Raw genomic sequence first — 16,755 nt, forward strand, 5'->3', positions numbered from 1 at the left:
GCTCAAAAAAACCGCTCAAAGGTATTTTAAAGGTATTATTGAATGGTATGGTTAAGGTGTACTCTACCTCGCAGGAAGGCAAATAATGAAAACCAATGCAAAACTCTCATTCATGATGTTTGTTGAATGGTTTATCTGGGGCGCCTGGTTTGTGCCGCTCTGGCTGTTTCTCAGTAAAAGCGGTTTTACCGCCGGCGAAATCGGTTGGTCATACGCCTGTACCGCTATCGCCGCCATCCTCTCGCCGATTCTGGTGGGCTCATTAACTGACCGTTTTTTCGCCGCGCAAAAGGTGCTGGCGTTGCTGATGTTCGTCGGGGCGGCGCTGATGTACTTTGCGGCGCAGCAGACGGAATTCGTCTATTTCTTCCCGCTGCTGCTGGCCTACTCCCTGACCTATATGCCCACTATTGCGTTAACCAACAGCATCGCGTTTTCCAACGTGGCGGATGTTGAGCGCGACTTCCCGCGCATTCGCGTGATGGGCACTATCGGCTGGATCGCCTCCGGCCTGGTGTGCGGGTTCCTGCCGCAGATGCTAGGCTACGCCGATATCTCCCCGACCAACGTTCCGTTATTGATTACCGCCGCAAGCTCGGCGCTGCTGGGCGTCTATGCGTTGTTCCTGCCGGATACGCCGCCAAAAAGCACCGGCAAGCTGAGCCTTAAGGTCATGCTCGGCCTGGACGCCATCGTGCTGCTGCGCGACAAAAATTTCCTGGTGTTCTTTTTCTGCTCATTCCTGTTCGCCATGCCGCTGGCCTTCTACTACATCTTCGCCAACGGCTATCTGACGGAAGTGGGTATGCAGAACGCCACCGGCTGGATGACGCTCGGCCAGTTCTCGGAAATCTTCTTTATGCTGGCGCTGCCGTTTTTCACCAAACGCTTCGGCATCAAAAAAGTACTGTTGTTGGGCCTGGTGACCGCGGCGATCCGCTACGCCTTCTTTGTCTACGGCGGCGCGGACCATTACTTCACCTACGGGCTGCTGTTCCTCGGCATTCTGCTGCATGGCGTGAGCTACGACTTCTACTATGTGACCGCCTATATCTACGTGGATAAAAAAGCCCCGGTGCATATGCGCACCGCCGCACAAGGGCTGATTACCCTGTGCTGCCAGGGTTTCGGCAGCCTGCTGGGCTACCGCTTAGGCGGCGTGATGATGGAAAAAATGTTCGCCTATAATCCGCCGGTCAACGGCCTGACTTTTAACTGGGCGGGCATGTGGGGATTCGGTGCGGCGATGATCGCGGTCATCACGATCCTGTTTATGCTGTTTTTCCGTGAATCCGACCGGGAGATCCGCCCCATCGCCGTGGACGGCGACACTACCGCACTGCAAACAGAGGAAGCAAAATGAAACAGACGCGTATTCTCGGCGCCTTATATGGCCAGGCTTTAGGGGATGCCATGGGCATGCCCTCCGAATTATGGCCACGCAGCCGCGTAAAAACGCACTTTGGCTGGATCGATCATTTCCTGCCCGGCCCGGCGGAAAACAATGCCGCCTGCTATTTCAAACGCGCGGAATTTACCGACGATACCGCGATGACCCTCGCCGTGGCCGATGCGCTGCTGGAGCGCGACGGCGAGATCGACCCTGATGTGATCGGCCAGCATATTCTGCGTTGGGCGGAGTCGTTCGACGCCTTCAATAAAAACGTGCTCGGGCCGACGTCAAAAATCGCGCTTAACGCCATTCGTCAGGGTACGCCGGTCAGTGAACTGGAGAATAACGGTGTCACCAACGGCGCGGCGATGCGCGCCTCGGTGCTGGGCTGCCTGCTGCCGGCCGAGTCACTGGGACACTTTGTCGCCCAGGTGCGACTGGCCTCCAGCCCAACCCATAAATCGGATTTGGCGATTGCCGGGGCGGCGGTTATCGCCTGGGCGGTATCGCGCGCCATTGATGGCGCAAGCTGGCAAACCATCGTCGATGCCCTGCCTTGCGTGGCCCGTTATGCCCAGGAGCAGCAGATCACCACCTTTAGCGCCTCCCTTGCCGCGCGTATCGAACTGGCGTTGCAGATTGTGCGCGAAGGCAGTGGCAGCGAGTCGATTTCCGAACGGCTGTATCAGGTGATTGGCGCGGGAACCAGCACGCTGGAGTCGGTGGCCTGCGCCGTCGCGATGGTGGAACTGGCGCAAACCGATACGCAGCGCTGCGCAATCCTGTGCGCCAATCTGGGCGGCGATACCGATACCATCGGCGCGATGGCGACGGCGATTTGCGGCGCGCTGCACGGTATCGAGGGTATCGATAGCGCGCTGAAACGCGAACTGGATGAGGTCAACCAACTGGATTTCCGTCGCTACAGCGAGGCATTGCTCCGCTACCGCGAGCGTCGGGAGGCACCATGAACAACCGCGAACTTCACGACGCGCTTGCAACGTTAACCGCCGTCCGTCCGGTCACGGTGCTCGGCGCGGCGGTCATTGATGTGATCGCCGACGCCTATGCCCTGCCGTGGCGCGGTTGCGATATCGAACTTCAGCAGCAGAGTGTCAATATTGGGGGTTGTGCGTTGAATATCGCCGTGGCGCTGTCGCGGCTCGGCATTAGGGCGCAAAACGCGCTGCCGATCGGCCAGGGCGTCTGGGCGGATATTATTCGCCACAACCTGGCGGCGAAAGGCATTACCAGTGTAATCAATACCGATCAGGGGGATAACGGTTGGTGCCTGGCGCTGGTAGAGCCTGACGGGGAACGGACGTTTATGTCGTTCAGCGGGGTGGAAAATCAGTGGCGTGACGCGTGGCTGGCGCAGTTGACGATCCCGGCGGGTAGCCTGGTGTCGCTGTCCGGCTATCAACTGGCCGCGCCGTGCGGCGAACGGCTGGTCGGCTGGCTGGAAAGCCTTGAGCAGGTGACGCCATTTATCGATTTCGGCCCGCGCATCGCCGATATTCCGCCGGAATTACTACAGCGAATAATGGCCTGTCGACCTGTGGTGTCGCTGAATCGCCAGGAAGCGGAGATCGCCGCCCTGCAGCTTAACGTCGCCGCCGATCCGCAAAGCCTCGGCCCCGCCTGGCTGGAGAAATACGCTGCGCCGCTAATCATCCGTCATGATAAACAGGGCGCGTGGTGTTTTGACGGCGTTACCGCCTGCCATGTTGCGGCGTTTAAGGCTGAAGTGGTGGATACCATCGGCGCGGGCGACAGCCACGCAGGCGGCACCCTGGCCGGGCTGGCGGCGGGCTGGACGCTTGCTGACGCCGTCAGGCTCGGCAATGCGGTCGCGGCGTATGTGGTAAGCCATCGCGGCGGCGATTGCGCGCCGCAACGCGACGAACTGGCGCGGCGCTTACTCCTCGCAGACGAAAACGTATAGGTCGCTGCGGCAGTAGCTGATGCTGTATTCAATCGGCCGGTTCTGTTGATCGAGCGCCACCTGCTTGATCACTAATACCGGCACTTTGCTGTCGAGCTGGATATGCGCCTGGAATTCCGCATCCGGCATCCGGGCGCTCACCCGGCTTTTGGTGCGCTGCGGATGGATATGGCGGCTGCGGAAATAGTCATACAGCGACACGCCGATGGCATCCACATCGTCAATTAACGCCGCCGGAACCCACGACTCCTCAATCGACACCGCATCTTCATCCACATAGCGGATCCGCTTAAGCAAAAACACTTCGCTTTTCACGGGCAAATCCAGCGCCGACGCCACGTCGTCCGGGCAGGGAACCATGCGCTTGCTGACCCACAGCGTATCGGGCTTTTTACCGCGCAGCATCACCTGCTGGGAAAACCCGCGCGCGGCCTTTAACGAATATTCGAAAATATTATTGATTTGAGTGCCGTAGCCGCGCGAGCGCGTCACGACCCCTTCATCTTCCAGCGCCTGCATCGCTTTACGCACCGTGATGCGCGACACCCCCGTTAGCTGGCTGAGGTCGCGCTCGCCGGGCAGGATATTACCGTGTTCCAGTTGGCCGTTGCGTACGGCGTCCTTCACTGTTTGAGCAAATTTCAAATACAGCGGCGTATTGTCCGACAGTGCAAAACGGGCATTGAGCTGTTCAATGAGGCGCGTGTGAGCGGGTTCCATGCAAATCTCGTCCTGATACAAAATATCGCCAGTATAGTACCACGGGCGCTGCACTGGCGACTCCCACTACCACCAGGCATGGAAATGGTGCACCGGACCAATGCCCTGCCCTACCTCTAACGAATCCGCCGCCGCCAGCGCCGCCGAGAGCCAGGCTTTGGCTTCCACTACCGTATCCGCCCAGTTTTGATGCCGGGGCCGCAACGCCGCCAGCGCCGCCGAGAGCGTACAACCGGTGCCGTGGGTATTTTTGGTGACGATGCGCGGCGCGGTAAAGCGCGTTGCGCCGTCGCGGGTAAACAGCCAGTCCGGGCTTTCCGGATCGTCGAGATGACCCCCTTTCATCAGCACCGCTTCACAGCCGAGCGCCAGCAGCGCCTCGCCCTGGTGATGCATCTCCTGCTCATTGCGGGCGTGCGGCGCATCCAGCAGCGCGGCGGCTTCAGGTAAGTTGGGGGTAATCAGCGCCACGTGCGGCAATAACCGCTCGCGCAGGGTCGCCACCGCCGAGGGCGATAGCAGCGGATCGCCGCTCTTCGCCAGCATCACCGTATCCAGCACCACGTTGGCGACCCGGTAGTGCGCCAGCCGTTCAGCGACCGCGTCGACAATGTCCGTTTCCGCCAGCATGCCGATTTTCACGGTGTCGATGCGTAAATCGCTGAACACCGAATCAAGCTGCGCCGCCACAAAGTGCGGTTCGATACGATAAACCGACTGCACGCCGCAGGTGTTTTGCGCCACCAGCGCGGTGATCACCGTCGCGCCATAGGCCCCCAGCGCGGAGAAGGTTTTTAAATCCGCCTGGATACCCGCGCCGCCGCTGGGATCGGTACCGGCAATGGTCAGGGCGTTAATGCGTTTCATCGTGCCCCCTCCGTATGCAGCGAGTACAGCGCGTCGAGAAAGAGGGACGGAAAGCTGCCTGGCCCCTGGCACTGCGCGGCCGCCCGCTTGCCCGCCTGCGCGAAAATCCCGCAGGCTGCCGCGACGTTTTCCAGCCGGGAACCCGGTAAGGCGCAAGCCGCTGCGACCACTGCCGATAAGGCGCAGCCGGTGCCCACGACCCGCGTCATCAGCGGGTCGCCGCCGGTAATTGCAAAAGTCTGCTCGCCATCGGTTACATAATCCACCTCGCCCGTCACCGCCACGATTGCGCCGGTTTGCCGGGCCAGTTCGCGGGCTGCGCTTAACGCCTCCTGCGCGCCCTGGGTGGTATCCACGCCGCGCCCACCAGCGCCGTTGCCCGCCAGGGCAAGAATTTCAGAGGCGTTGCCGCGGATCGCCGCTGGATTCTGCGTTATCACTTCCCGGGCGAAGCGGCTGCGAAACGCCAGCGGGCCCACGGCGACCGGATCGAGCGTCCAGGGTTTGCCCGCGCGGTTGGCGCCGTCAATTGCCGCGCGCATCGCCAGCGCCTGCTCGCGGGTCAGGGTGCCGATATTAATCAGCAGCGCGTCGGCAATGGCGCTAAACGCCAGCGCCTCTTCGTGATCGACCACCATAGCGGGCGACGCGCCTACCGCCAGCAGCACGTTAGCGGTAAATGATTGCACGACTTGATTGGTCAGACAGTGAACGAGTGGCGAGCAGGTAGCCAGCTGGCTGGCGATGTGCGCGATTTGCGCGGGGGAAAGCAGGTCAGGTTGCATGTTTCGCTCCTGCCAGGCTGTGAAGAAGGGATACCCGGCAGGTATCTGACTTCCCTACGCTGGCATTATCCAGATCAGGTGGTACGGGTATTTCTCAGCCTTCACAAAGAAGGGCACCCCGAGTCATAGAATTGAAATCTATCTACATTACAGTAAATTACATATCAATTCCTTATAATATTATAAACCCCGCCCTCCTAAAATGGGAATCTCTTTTTATACTTTATCAATAGGTTATGGTCATTCATTATTAATGATTTTCATCAGGGAAAAATGTTCAATCTTGCATTTAAGCCTTTTTCTTAAAACGATAAATTTTGCCTCTTTTATATAAATACTTATTCTCCAGGTTAGTTTCTTACCGGTAGGATTAGTAAGCATTAATCATGGAAAGTAAGGTACTTATTATGGACACAGTTGAAGAACTCAATGGCACATATTTCTATGCAGGCAGGTATAATTTAACTGCTACTGAACTTTTGTTTATGATTTTTTGTGAAAAGACAATAGCGCAATTTGATTTAGGCTTTGCTGATTATGGCGCTATAGTCGCCATTATTTCTGGTAGAAATACTATTCCTACCAGAACTAAACCCGCCGGTGCAACGAAGGGAACATCATATGCATCAAAAGCAGCGAGGTCAGTTTTCAGGAAAGCCCAGTTTCCTTTTGGCATCCAATTACCGACATGGACAAAGGGGTATACTCCGTGGACTGCCAAAAGGAGAATGGTATCTCATATTGGAACTTTTGTTGGACGCTCAATCCCCCTCCTTGGCGTGCTAATTCTTGCATTTGATGTCTCTGAGATAACGTATCGTACTATCAGGGATTACAATGCTATAGCAAGAGGCAAAGATAGAATATGGTAAACGCTCTTGAAAACAAAATTTATGCACTTGTCCGTCGTTACGATGGCGTGTACCTGTTCAAAAGTAGACAACCTGTGCTGACGCCAGATACAGATCTGGATTTGGACTTAAACTTTGAGGAAGAAGAAGCAGAAGCGTTAATGGATGAGTTTTTTGCCGTTTTCGACATTGATAAGAATTGTTTCGATATTAAAAATTATTACCCAGAAATTCCCTTTTCATGGAATCCAATAAAAAAAAGTGCGCCTGTGCCCGTACCGAAATTAACGATTGGTATGTTAATAGAATCTGCAAAAGCGGGAAGATGGTTATATAGTTAATAAATATTTCATACGTTAATAGAGTTTGCAGCAACCTTGCTGAACGACAACGGCAATTTTAAACTTTCTCCCGATGTTTAATCCATCCTATGAACCTTGCAAAAAAGCCAGGGTGATATGATTTCCCTGGCTTTGCTTTTATTAAAGACGGCTAATGTATTATCAGGACAGCGCTTCAACCGGCTCCGGCTGCGCGCGGGCGCGCCACAGCACAATCCAGCGCTGGATCGAGGCGATCATAATCACCAGCCCCAGCACCACCATAATGATGGAAATCGTGCCGTTGAAGAGGTTGAAGCCCTTGGCCGCCGGGTTGAAGTAGACGTTTTTCACCATCCAGTACGCCGCGTAGTTTACGGTGACGTACAGGTAAGAGAGCGGCACCAGGCAGGTCAGCGCATACCAGCGTTTTTTCGACATCCGCATGATGATGGTCGCGCCAATCATCAGGCCAATCGACGCCATCAGCTGGTTAGATACGCCAAACAGCGCCCAGACCGAGTTGATATCGCCAGAGTTCAGCAGGTAACCCCACAGCAGACAGGCCACGATGCTGCAACCGATGGCGCCCGGCATCCAGTTAGTGCGTTTCAGCGGGGCCCACAGATCGCCGAAGAAATCCTGCAACAAATAGCGCGCCACGCGGGTGCCGGAGTCAACGGCGGTGAGGATAAATACCGCTTCGAACATCACCACAAACTGGAAGAAATAAGATGCCAGATGGCTGAACCACGGAATGCGGGTAAAAATGTCCGCCATACCCACCGCCAGGGTCACTGCCCCGCCGGTACGTCCGTACAGATCCAGACCAATCTCTTCGCTCAGTTTCGGCAGGTTAACCACATCCATACCCAGACCGGCAAATACCTGCGGCGCGGAGTTGATGGCGAAGTAGTCCGCCGGATGCAGCGCGGTGGCGGCGATCAGAGCCATGACGCCCACCACGCATTCCGCACACATTGCGCCAAAGGCCACCGGCAGAATATCGTTCCATTTGTCGATCTGCTTCGGCGTGGTGCCGGAACCGATAAACGCATGGAAACCAGAAATTGCGCCGCAGGCAATGGTGATAGAGATAAACGGCCAGACCGGACCGGCCAGCACCGGGCCATTACCGTGGATGAATTGCGTCACCGCCGGGAACTGGATTTCCGGGTTGATAAACACCACGCCAATCACCAGCGCGCCGAACACGCCGATTTTCATAAAGCTCGAGAGGTAACCGCGCGGGGTCAGCAGCATCCAGACCGGCAGCGCGGTCGCGAAGAATGCGTAGAACGGCAGCACCAGGCTTACGGTGGAGGCTTTCAGGCTCAGCCACTCGCCAAACGCGGAGGCCTGGATGTAAGGACCGGCGATAACGCAGCCGAAAATCACCAGAATGCCGACCCAGGTCGCGCCGCGCATGCTGCCGGTGAAACGCTCCCACAGACCCACGCCAATCGCCACCGGGATGGTCATAAACACCGCGAAGGTGCCCCACGGGTTACGCTCAAGGGCGTGAACCACCACCATGGAGAGACCCGCCATGGTGATGGTGATAATGAACAGCATCGCCAGGCCGGTACACCAGCCCGCTACCGGGCCAAGCTCGGATTTCGCCACTTCAGACAGGGATTTGCCCTGATGCTTCATGGAGGCGAACAGCACCACGGTATCGTGTACCGCGCCGCCAACCACACAGCCTACCAGCAGCCACAGAAAACCGGGGAAATAGCCGTACTGGGCAGCCAGTACCGGCCCTACCAGCGGGCCTGCGGCGGCGATAGCGGCAAAGTGGCTGCCGAAGTTCACCCATTTTTTGGTCGGGACGTAGTCTTTGCCGTCCTCATAAACATGCGAAGGGGTAACCTCGCTGTCATCCGCATTCAGCACTTTACGGACAAAAAATACGCCGTACAGACGGTAGCAAATGGCAAGGATACACAGGGTCGCAATAACAAACGTCAGTGCGTGTGACATAGCCAACTCCAGAGATAAGAGAATTTTCAGCGCTATCCTGGCATGGCGATGTCACACAAGCGGGTGGGATTTGCTCCAGCGGTCGTATTGCAATCTGAGCGGTCAAAAACCGCTATTGAGCGGCGGAGGGATTAAAACGATTTGCCAGCCCTTTAAGGAAATTACGCAGAAACTGGTCGCCGCACTCGCGGTAGTTTTTGTGCTCCGGGGCGCGCATCATGGCGGTGATTTCCGGCATCGAGACGCGGAATTTCTGCTCGGTGAGGATCGCCAGGATATCGTCAGTTTTCAATTCAAAAGCAATGCGCAGTTTTTTAAGGATGATGTTGTTGGTGATTTTGCGGTCGGCTTTGAGCGGCGGCTGGCTTTCGTCTTTGCCGCGGCGCAGATAAATCAAGCCGTTGAGAAACGAAGAGAGGATCAGATCCGGGCAGCGCGCAAAGCCTTCGTCTTCCTCTTTTTTAGTGTACTGCACCACCTGAGCGGCGCTCACTTCCACATCCGCCAGCGCCAGGGTGGAGATGATGTCATTATTGTTCATTTTCAGGGTGTAGCGAAGGCTACGCAAAATATCGTTATTCAGCACTGGCGTGTTCTCTTTAGTACGGCGGAAAAAGGCCAGTGTACCATTTTCCACTGGCCGACTGACGATAAAAACGCGCTATAACCCCAGCGCCTCTTTCAGGCTTTTCAGATAGCGACGGCTGACCGGTACGGTCTGCCCGTCGCGCAACAACAGTTCCGCCTGGCCGTTCTCTTCGAGGCGGATCTCTTTCAGGTGCGCCAGGTTCACCAGATATTGCCGGTGGCAGCGCAGCAGCGGTGTGCGGCTTTCCAGAGTGCGTAGCGTCAGCTCGGTAAACCCCTCCTGGCCCTGGGCGCTGGTAACGAACACCCCGCTCATCCGGCTGCTGACAAACGCCACGTCTTCCATTTGCAACAGCCAGATGCGGCTGTGCCCGGTGCACGGGATGAATTTCAAATGCTGCTGGCTGGCGCTGAGCAGCGACACATCCTGCGGCGCGCGCTCCTGGCGCAGGCGGTCAAGGGTTTTCGCCAGCCGCCCGGCCTCGATGGGTTTCAGCAGATAATCAAACGCATGCTCTTCAAAGGCTTTTACCGCGTACTCGTCGTAGGCGGTAAGAAACACGATGCCGGGCCGATGGCTTGGGTCGAGCATACCGACCATCTCCAGCCCGGAAATACGCGGCATCTGAATATCGAGAAACAGCACGTCCGGGCGCAGCCGGTGTACCGCGCTGATGCCCTCTACCGCATTGGCGCACTCGCCGACAATCTCGATATCGCTGTGTTCCTGGAGCAAAACGCGCAAGTTCTCGCGCGCCAGCGGCTCATCATCAACCAGAAGCACCTTTAACATGAAGGATCCACCATCGGTAGTTGTAGGGTTATACGGGTAAAATGGTCCGGCTCGCAGCTGATGGTCATGGAACAGTCGTCCCCAAACCGGGCGCGCAGCCGTTTTTCCACCAGGCTCATCCCCAAACCGTTCGTCTGCGGTTTTGGTTGATACAGCCCGGCGTTGTCTTCAATTTCCAGCACCAGCCGGTCGCCCTGCTGGCGAGCGCTAAGCTGGATTTTCCCGGTCTCCATCATCTGGGACGTGCCGTGTTTAATGGCGTTCTCGACGATGGGTTGCAGGGTAAATGCCGGTAAACTGACATGCGCCAGTTCAGGGGGCAGCGTCAGGGTAACCTGCAAATGCGCCTGAAAGCGCGCCTTCTCGATTTGCAGATAGGCATTAACGTGCTCTATCTCATCGGCAAGGGTGACGATTTCTGAGGTGCGCTTGAGGTTTTTACGGAAAAAGGTCGACAGGTATTGCACCAGCTGCCCGGCCTGCTCGCTGTCGCGGCGGATCACCGCCATCAGCGTATTCAGGGCGTTAAACAGAAAATGGGGATTGACCTGGGCATGCAGCAGCTTGATTTCCGACTGGGTCAGCAGCGCTTTTTGCCGTTCATACTGGCCCGCCAGAATTTGCGCCGATAATAGCTGCGCAATCCCCTCCCCCAGCGTGCGGTTAATCGAGCTGAACAGGCGATTTTTGGCTTCGTAGAGTTTGATGGTGCCGATCACCCGGTGATTCTCGCCGTACAGTGGGATCACCAGCGTTGACCCCAGCTTGCAGTGCGGATGCAGCGAGCAGCGGTACGGCACTTCATTGCCGTCGGCGTACACCACCTCGCCGGACTCAATCGCCCGCCAGGTGTAAGAAGAAGAAATAGGCCGCCCCGGCAAATGATGATCGTCGCCGATGCCGGTAAAGGCGAGCAGCTTTTCGCGATCGGTGATCGCCACCGCGCCGATATCCAGCTCTTTCCAGATAACGTGCGCCACTTTGGCGCTGTTCTCTTCGTTAAATCCGAGACGCAATATCCCTTCGGTAGACGCCGCCACCTTCAGAGCGGTGGCGGAAAACGCCGAGGTGTATTTTTCAAACATGGCGCGCTTATCCAGCAGGATGCGCATAAACAGCGCCGCGCCCACGGTGTTGGTGACGATCATCGGCGCGGCGATGCTCTCCACCAGCTTCAGGGCATCCTGATAAGGCCGGGCGATCAGCAGAATAATCATCATCTGCACCAGCTCGGCGATGAAGGTCACCGCCCCGGCGGTCAGCGGGCTAAACAGTTTATCGCTGCGGCCCCGGCGGATTAATACGCTGTGCACCAGCCCGCCCAGCAGCCCCTCGACGATGGTGGAAATCATGCAGCTTAACGCGGTCATCCCACCCATGGAGTAGCGGTGCAAGCCGCCGGTTAACCCCACCAGGCCGCCCACCACCGGGCCGCCTAGTAAACCGCCCATCACCGCGCCAATCGCCCGGGTATTGGCGATGGAGTCTTCAATGTGTAAACCGAAATAGGTGCCGAGAATGCAGAAAATGGAGAATGTGACGTAGCACAGCAGCTTATGCGGCAGGCGCACGGTGACTTGCATCAACGGGATAAACAGCCGCGTTTTGCTCATCAGCCACGCGATGACCAAAAACACGCACATTTGCTGGAGCAACAGCAACACCAGGTTAAACTCGTACATACTCCACACCGGGCTTTCGATTGAAAGCGCGTAAGATACCCGGCACACAAAAGACTTTCTATGAAGATACACAAAAAAGTGACGAATACTGAATCAAACCCAAAATCCGACCTGATCATCCGCCCGTGGCAAGAAACCGATCGGCCCTTTTTACGCACCCTGTATCTGCACGCGCGCCGCGCGGCCTGGCCATGGCTGGATGCCAGCCAGTGGCAACTGGAAGATTTTGACGCCGCCACGCTCGGCGAAACAATCTGGGTTGCGGAACAGGGCGGGCATCGCATTGGGTTTGCCTCGCTGCTGGAGAACGATAACTTTCTGCATAACCTGTTTATCGACCCGCAGTACCAGGGCTGTGGCGCGGGCAGCGCGTTGTTGCATAAGGCGCAGGAAAATTTTACCAGCACCGGCGCGCTAAAATGCCTGGTGAAAAACGCGCCTGCGGTGGCGTTTTATCAGCGTCACGGCTGGGAGATAGAGGCAACGGGCGAGGGTCCTGAAGGGGAGTATTATTTGATGCACTGGAAGCAAAAAAAGGCAGACTCACGTCTGCCTTAACCCACTTACACCGCGCGGAACGAAATCTCGCTCGGGATCACTTCGCCCTGCCAGTAGAGCTGCGCCGCAACGCGTCCTGCCAGTTGGCGGTAGATTTGGGTGAATTCGCTGTCCGGGCGGCTTACCACCGTCGGCTGGCCGCGGTCGAGGTCTTCACGCAGCGTGATGTGCAGCGGCAACTGGCCGAGCAGCGAAGTGTTGTACTGCACCGCCAGTTTTTCGGCACCGCCGGTGCCGAAAATCGGCTCGTGGTGGCCGCACTGGCTGCACACGTGCATGCTCATGTTTTCCACAATGCCCAGCACCGGCACGTCCACTTTCTCGAACATCACGATGCCTTTTTTGGCGTCGATCAGCGCGATGTCCTGCGGCGTGGTCACCACCACCGCGCCGGTCACCGGCACGTTCTGCGCCAGCGTCAGCTGAATGTCACCGGTGCCTGGCGGCATGTCCAGCACCAGATAATCCAGTTCCGGCCATAAGGTTTCGGACAGCATCTGCATCAGCGCTTTGCTGGCCATCGGGCCGCGCCACACCATGGCGTTATCGTCGGTGACCAGATAGCCGATAGAATTAGTGGCAAGCCCGTAAGCGACAATCGGCGCCATATGGGTGCCGTCCGGCGAAGTCGGACGCTCATGTTCGGTGCCCAGCATGGTCGGGATCGACGGACCGTAAATGTCGGCATCCAGAATACCCACTTTCGCCCCTTCGGCGGCCAGCGCCAGCGCCAGGTTAACCGCGGTGGAGGATTTACCCACCCCGCCCTTGCCGGAGCTCACGGCGATGATATTTTTCACGCCATTGATGCCCGCCTGGTTTTTTACACGCTTCAGGGTGGCGATCTGGTGAGTCAGTTTCCAGTCGATGGCTTTCGCGCCGGTAATGCGCAGCAGATCCGCGCTGGCGCTCTCTTTCAGCTCCTCGAACGCGCTCTGCCAGGCGAACGGCATTTGCAGTTCGATATGGATGACATCATCCATCCACGCCACGTGGTGCAGCGCTTTCAGGGCAGTGAGGTTATGTTTCAGGGTGGGGTGCTGGAAATTCGCCAGTGTCCCGGCAACGATGGCTCGCAAAGCTTCCGGAGATTTGGCCTGGGATTGAGGACTCATCCCGACTCCTTTGTAATTGTGTTTTGATAAGGGTTCGAAACGTTAAGCATACCAAAAAGGGAATAATTCCCCCAGCCTTCGCTTTTGGGTTACCAAATAATTGCCCATTTGGTAATATCAAACCCCCTTTTTAGCTGGAAGAAGTAATTCTCACTATGACTCAAGTCGCGAAAAAAATACTGGTAACCTGCGCCCTTCCCTATGCGAATGGCTCGATCCACCTCGGCCACATGCTGGAGCATATCCAGGCTGATGTCTGGGTTCGTTACCAGCGAATGCGCGGCCACAACGTCAACTTCATCTGCGCCGACGATGCCCACGGCACGCCGATTATGCTCAAAGCCCAACAGCTTGGCATCACGCCGGAACAGATGATTGGTGAGATGAGCCAGGAGCATCAGACCGATTTTGCTGGCTTTAACATCAGCTACGATAACTATCACTCCACGCACAGCGACGAAAACCGCGAACTGTCGGAGCTGATCTATACCCGTCTGAAAGAGAACGGTTTCATTAAGAACCGCACGATTTCCCAGCTGTACGATCCGGAAAAAGGCATGTTCCTGCCGGACCGTTTTGTCAAAGGCACCTGCCCGAAATGCAAATCGCCGGATCAATACGGTGATAACTGTGAAGTGTGCGGCGCGACCTACAGCCCGACCGAGCTGATCGAGCCGAAGTCGGTGGTCTCCGGCGCGACGCCGGTGATGCGTGAATCCGAACACTTCTTCTTCGACCTGCCGTCGTTCAGCGAAATGCTCCAGGCGTGGACCCGCAGCGGCGCGTTGCAGGAGCAAGTGGCAAACAAAATGCAGGAGTGGTTTGAATCCGGCCTGCAACAGTGGGATATCTCCCGCGATGCGCCGTATTTCGGCTTTGAGATCCCCAACGCGCCGGGCAAATACTTTTATGTCTGGCTGGATGCGCCGATCGGCTACATGGGCTCGTTCAAAAACCTGTGCGACAAGCGCGGCGATCTGAACTTCGACGACTGGTGGAAAAAAGACTCCGACGCCGAGCTGTATCACTTTATCGGTAAAGATATCGTGTACTTCCACAGCCTGTTCTGGCCGGCAATGCTGGAAGGCAGCGGCTACCGCAAACCAACCAATTTGTTTGTCCACGGTTACGTCACGGTGAACGGCGCGAAGATGTCTAAATCGCGCGGCACTTTCATTAAAGCCAGCACCTGGCTGAACCATTTCGACGCTGACAGCCTGCGCTATTACTACACCGCGAAGCTCTCTTCGCGTATCGATGATATCGACCTGAACCTGGAAGATTTCGTCCAGCGCGTGAATGCCGACATCGTTAACAAAGTGGTTAACCTGGCGTCCCGCAACGCGGGCTTTATCGCCAAACGCTTCGACGGCGTGCTGGCGGCAGAGTTGGCCGATCCGGCGCTGTACAAGACCTTTACCGACGCGGCGCAAAGTATCGGCGAAGCGTGGGAAAGCCGTGAGTTCGGCAAAGCGATCCGCGAAATCATGGCGATGGCTGACGTGGCCAACCGCTACGTTGACGAGCAGGCGCCGTGGGTGGTGGCGAAACAGGAAGGCCGCGATGCCGACCTGCAGGCGATCTGCTCTATGGGTATCAACCTGTTCCGCGTGCTGATGACCTGGCTGAAGCCGGTGCTGCCGCAGTTGAGCGAACGCGCCGAAGCGTTCCTGAACACGGAGCTGAGCTGGGACGCTATCCAGCAGCCGCTGCTCGGCCATAAAGTGAACACCTTTAAAGCTCTGTACAACCGTATCGAGATGAAACAGGTTGACGCGCTGGTTGAGGCATCCAAAGAGGAAGTGAAAGCGGCAGCCGCACCGGCGACCGGTGAACTGGCGGAGAACCCGATTCAGGAGACCATCAGCTTTGATGATTTCGCCAAAGTCGATCTGCGCGTGGCGCTGATTGAAAACGCCGAATTCGTCGATGGCTCTGACAAGCTGCTGCGCCTGACGCTGGATCTGGACGGCGAGAAACGCAACGTGTTCTCCGGCATCCGCTCCGCGTATCCGGATCCGCAGGTACTGATTGGCCGCCTGACGGTGATGGTCGCCAACCTGGCGCCGCGCAAAATGCGCTTTGGCGTTTCTGAAGGCATGGTAATGGCGGCGGGCCCTGGCGGGAAAGATATCTTCCTGTTAAGCCCTGATGACGGCGCTAAACCCGGCCAACAGGTCAAATAATCACGATGCCCTCCTCGCGAGGGCATTTTTTTTATCAAAGCACTTTCGTTCAGGCCGATTCGTCTTTCGAATAGATGTGCAAAAATACACAATACATTTTGGCTGGTTAGCCTGCTACCGACTACAGTTAAGTGTGGAATTTTACGCTCATAGTGAGGGTGGTATGGCGCTTTACACCATCGGTGAGGTGGCGGAGTTGTGTGATATTAACCCTGTCACACTCAGGGCATGGCAGCGGCGATACGGGCTGGTTAAGCCGCAACGAACCGATGGCGGGCACCGCTTATTCAACGAATCTGATATCGACCGGATCCGCGAGATCAAGCAGTGGATCGATAACGGCGTTCAGGTCAGTAAGGTTAAATCGCTGCTGCTGACGGACGCGCAGGATCCGGGCTCCCAATGGTATCAAATGCAGGAGACGCTCTTGCGCCTGCTGCGCGCCGGGAACATTAACCGGGTACGTAACTGGGTCAGCGAAACCGGGCGCGACTACCCCGCCCAAACTCTGGTCGACAAACTGTTTATCCCCCTTCGCCATCGCCTGCAAAGCCAGCATGCCGCCCTGGCGACACTCCTGAGCATCCTCGATGGCGTGCTGATCAACTACATCGCCCTGTGCCTGTCGTCGGCGCGCAAAAAAAGCGGCAAAGACGCGCTGGTGATCGGCTGGAATATTACCGACACCACGCGCCTGTGGCTGGCGGGATGGAGCGCCACCCAACGGGGCTGGCGGGTGAGCATTCTGGCGCATCCGGTGGCGCAGTTGCGTCCGGATATTTTCGAGGGCCAGACGCTGCTGGTGTGGTGCGGCGATAACCCGACCTCTCAACAGCGTAGCCAACTGGCGCAGTGGCGCAGCGAAGGCCGGGCCGTCATCGATTTAAACGCGCCGGAAACGCTCTGAAGGCCGCAATAAAAAAATAACAAAGGTGCAACCTGAGCGCAGACGAGTATAATCGTCGGGTT

General features: G+C 56.9%; 16 protein-coding genes and 1 riboswitch. Of the genes, 8 read left to right on the plus strand and 8 right to left on the minus strand.

Features of this window, described 5'->3' with window-relative positions:
• Positions 1-85 precede the first annotated feature (85 nt).
• The 3 genes from FHW74_RS03635 to FHW74_RS03645 are packed head-to-tail and all read left to right on the plus strand — an operon-like array spanning position 86 to position 3,338.
• Positions 86-1,363: a nucleoside permease gene (locus tag FHW74_RS03635; protein WP_183169190.1), complete on the plus strand. Its 1,278-nt coding sequence runs from the start codon at positions 86-88 to the stop codon at positions 1,361-1,363.
• Positions 1,360-2,364 carry an ADP-ribosylglycohydrolase family protein gene (locus FHW74_RS03640; RefSeq protein WP_183169191.1) on the plus strand — a complete coding sequence of 335 codons (1,005 nt, stop codon included), beginning with the start codon at positions 1,360-1,362 and terminating at the stop codon, positions 2,362-2,364. Before FHW74_RS03635 ends, FHW74_RS03640 begins: the two co-directional genes overlap by 4 nt.
• On the plus strand, positions 2,361-3,338 hold the full coding sequence (locus FHW74_RS03645; RefSeq protein WP_183169192.1) for a PfkB family carbohydrate kinase: 978 nt from the start codon (positions 2,361-2,363) through the stop codon (positions 3,336-3,338). The genes FHW74_RS03640 and FHW74_RS03645 overlap by 4 nt, the downstream gene beginning before the upstream one ends.
• Here FHW74_RS03645 and FHW74_RS03650 read toward each other — a convergent pair.
• The 3 genes from FHW74_RS03650 to thiM form a co-directional block, all read right to left on the minus strand.
• Positions 3,312-4,058 carry a GntR family transcriptional regulator gene (locus FHW74_RS03650; protein WP_183169193.1) on the minus strand — a complete coding sequence of 249 codons (747 nt, stop codon included), beginning with the start codon at positions 4,056-4,058 and terminating at the stop codon, positions 3,312-3,314. The two genes, FHW74_RS03645 and FHW74_RS03650, sit on opposite strands and share 27 nt — an antisense overlap.
• Positions 4,059-4,124: 66 nt before the next feature.
• Positions 4,125-4,925, minus strand: a complete 801-nt coding sequence (gene thiD, locus FHW74_RS03655; RefSeq protein WP_183169194.1) for a bifunctional hydroxymethylpyrimidine kinase/phosphomethylpyrimidine kinase — start codon at positions 4,923-4,925, stop codon at positions 4,125-4,127.
• A complete protein-coding gene (gene thiM, locus FHW74_RS03660; RefSeq protein WP_183169195.1) occupies positions 4,922-5,710 on the minus strand; it encodes a hydroxyethylthiazole kinase in 789 nt (262 codons plus the stop codon). Before thiM ends, thiD begins: the two co-directional genes overlap by 4 nt.
• A gap of 34 nt (positions 5,711-5,744) precedes the next feature.
• Positions 5,745-5,841, minus strand: a riboswitch (TPP riboswitch).
• A 276-nt stretch (positions 5,842-6,117) separates the two neighbouring features.
• Here thiM and FHW74_RS03665 point away from each other — a divergent pair.
• Positions 6,118-6,582 carry an STM2901 family protein gene (locus tag FHW74_RS03665; RefSeq protein ID WP_183169196.1) on the plus strand — a complete coding sequence of 155 codons (465 nt, stop codon included), beginning with the start codon at positions 6,118-6,120 and terminating at the stop codon, positions 6,580-6,582.
• Entirely contained in the window at positions 6,576-6,902 is a 327-nt protein-coding gene (locus FHW74_RS03670) for a DUF1493 family protein (protein ID WP_183169197.1), read from the plus strand. Before FHW74_RS03665 ends, FHW74_RS03670 begins: the two co-directional genes overlap by 7 nt.
• 162 nt (positions 6,903-7,064) lie before the next feature.
• On the opposite strand, the gene FHW74_RS03675 is transcribed toward FHW74_RS03670, so the two are convergent.
• The 4 genes from FHW74_RS03675 to FHW74_RS03690 form a co-directional block, all read right to left on the minus strand.
• The gene (locus FHW74_RS03675; protein ID WP_183169198.1) at positions 7,065-8,864 is read right to left on the minus strand and encodes a carbon starvation protein A; all 1,800 of its coding nucleotides are present in this window, start codon (positions 8,862-8,864) and stop codon (positions 7,065-7,067) included.
• Positions 8,865-8,976: 112 nt separating this feature from the next.
• Entirely contained in the window at positions 8,977-9,450 is a 474-nt protein-coding gene (locus FHW74_RS03680; RefSeq protein ID WP_183169439.1) for a DUF1456 family protein, read from the minus strand.
• 75 nt (positions 9,451-9,525) lie between these two features.
• Positions 9,526-10,245: a two-component system response regulator BtsR gene (btsR, locus tag FHW74_RS03685; RefSeq protein WP_183169199.1), complete on the minus strand. Its 720-nt coding sequence runs from the start codon at positions 10,243-10,245 to the stop codon at positions 9,526-9,528.
• Entirely contained in the window at positions 10,239-11,927 is a 1,689-nt protein-coding gene (locus tag FHW74_RS03690; protein ID WP_183169200.1) for a sensor histidine kinase, read from the minus strand. Before FHW74_RS03690 ends, btsR begins: the two co-directional genes overlap by 7 nt.
• A 60-nt stretch (positions 11,928-11,987) precedes the next feature.
• Here FHW74_RS03690 and FHW74_RS03695 point away from each other — a divergent pair, with 60 nt between their 5' ends.
• A complete protein-coding gene (locus FHW74_RS03695; protein ID WP_183169201.1) occupies positions 11,988-12,485 on the plus strand; it encodes a GNAT family N-acetyltransferase in 498 nt (165 codons plus the stop codon).
• Between the two features lie 5 nt (positions 12,486-12,490).
• On the opposite strand, the gene apbC is transcribed toward FHW74_RS03695, so the two are convergent.
• The gene (gene apbC, locus FHW74_RS03700) at positions 12,491-13,600 is read right to left on the minus strand and encodes an iron-sulfur cluster carrier protein ApbC (RefSeq protein ID WP_183169202.1); all 1,110 of its coding nucleotides are present in this window, start codon (positions 13,598-13,600) and stop codon (positions 12,491-12,493) included.
• 155 nt (positions 13,601-13,755) lie between these two features.
• Between apbC and metG the strand changes: the two genes are divergently transcribed.
• Together metG and FHW74_RS03710 are read left to right on the plus strand one after the other, a co-directional pair.
• Positions 13,756-15,786, plus strand: a complete 2,031-nt coding sequence (gene metG, locus FHW74_RS03705; protein ID WP_183169203.1) for a methionine--tRNA ligase — start codon at positions 13,756-13,758, stop codon at positions 15,784-15,786.
• A 163-nt stretch (positions 15,787-15,949) separates the two neighbouring features.
• Positions 15,950-16,693, plus strand: a complete 744-nt coding sequence (locus tag FHW74_RS03710; protein ID WP_183169204.1) for a MerR family transcriptional regulator — start codon at positions 15,950-15,952, stop codon at positions 16,691-16,693.
• The last annotated feature ends 62 nt before the right edge of the window (positions 16,694-16,755 follow it).

Origin of the sequence: Atlantibacter sp. RC6 (assembly GCF_014193285.1) — a bacterium.
Taxonomy (GTDB): Bacteria; Pseudomonadota; Gammaproteobacteria; order Enterobacterales; family Enterobacteriaceae; genus Atlantibacter.

Bases quoted from the DNA above. Each gene is read 5' to 3' on its own strand.
- FHW74_RS03635 (WP_183169190.1), top strand. From the start codon at position 86: ATGAAAACCAATGCAAAACTCTCATTCATGATGTTTGTTGAATGGTTT.
- FHW74_RS03640 (WP_183169191.1), top strand. From the start codon at position 1,360: ATGAAACAGACGCGTATTCTCGGCGCCTTATATGGCCAGGCTTTAGGG.
- FHW74_RS03645 (WP_183169192.1), top strand. From the start codon at position 2,361: ATGAACAACCGCGAACTTCACGACGCGCTTGCAACGTTAACCGCCGTC.
- FHW74_RS03650 (WP_183169193.1), bottom strand. From the start codon at position 4,058: ATGGAACCCGCTCACACGCGCCTCATTGAACAGCTCAATGCCCGTTTT.
- thiD (WP_183169194.1), bottom strand. From the start codon at position 4,925: ATGAAACGCATTAACGCCCTGACCATTGCCGGTACCGATCCCAGCGGC.
- thiM (WP_183169195.1), bottom strand. From the start codon at position 5,710: ATGCAACCTGACCTGCTTTCCCCCGCGCAAATCGCGCACATCGCCAGC.
- FHW74_RS03665 (WP_183169196.1), top strand. From the start codon at position 6,118: ATGGACACAGTTGAAGAACTCAATGGCACATATTTCTATGCAGGCAGG.
- FHW74_RS03670 (WP_183169197.1), top strand. From the start codon at position 6,576: ATGGTAAACGCTCTTGAAAACAAAATTTATGCACTTGTCCGTCGTTAC.
- FHW74_RS03675 (WP_183169198.1), bottom strand. From the start codon at position 8,864: ATGTCACACGCACTGACGTTTGTTATTGCGACCCTGTGTATCCTTGCC.
- btsR (WP_183169199.1), bottom strand. From the start codon at position 10,245: ATGTTAAAGGTGCTTCTGGTTGATGATGAGCCGCTGGCGCGCGAGAAC.
- FHW74_RS03690 (WP_183169200.1), bottom strand. From the start codon at position 11,927: ATGTACGAGTTTAACCTGGTGTTGCTGTTGCTCCAGCAAATGTGCGTG.
- FHW74_RS03695 (WP_183169201.1), top strand. From the start codon at position 11,988: ATGAAGATACACAAAAAAGTGACGAATACTGAATCAAACCCAAAATCC.
- apbC (WP_183169202.1), bottom strand. From the start codon at position 13,600: ATGAGTCCTCAATCCCAGGCCAAATCTCCGGAAGCTTTGCGAGCCATC.
- metG (WP_183169203.1), top strand. From the start codon at position 13,756: ATGACTCAAGTCGCGAAAAAAATACTGGTAACCTGCGCCCTTCCCTAT.
- FHW74_RS03710 (WP_183169204.1), top strand. From the start codon at position 15,950: ATGGCGCTTTACACCATCGGTGAGGTGGCGGAGTTGTGTGATATTAAC.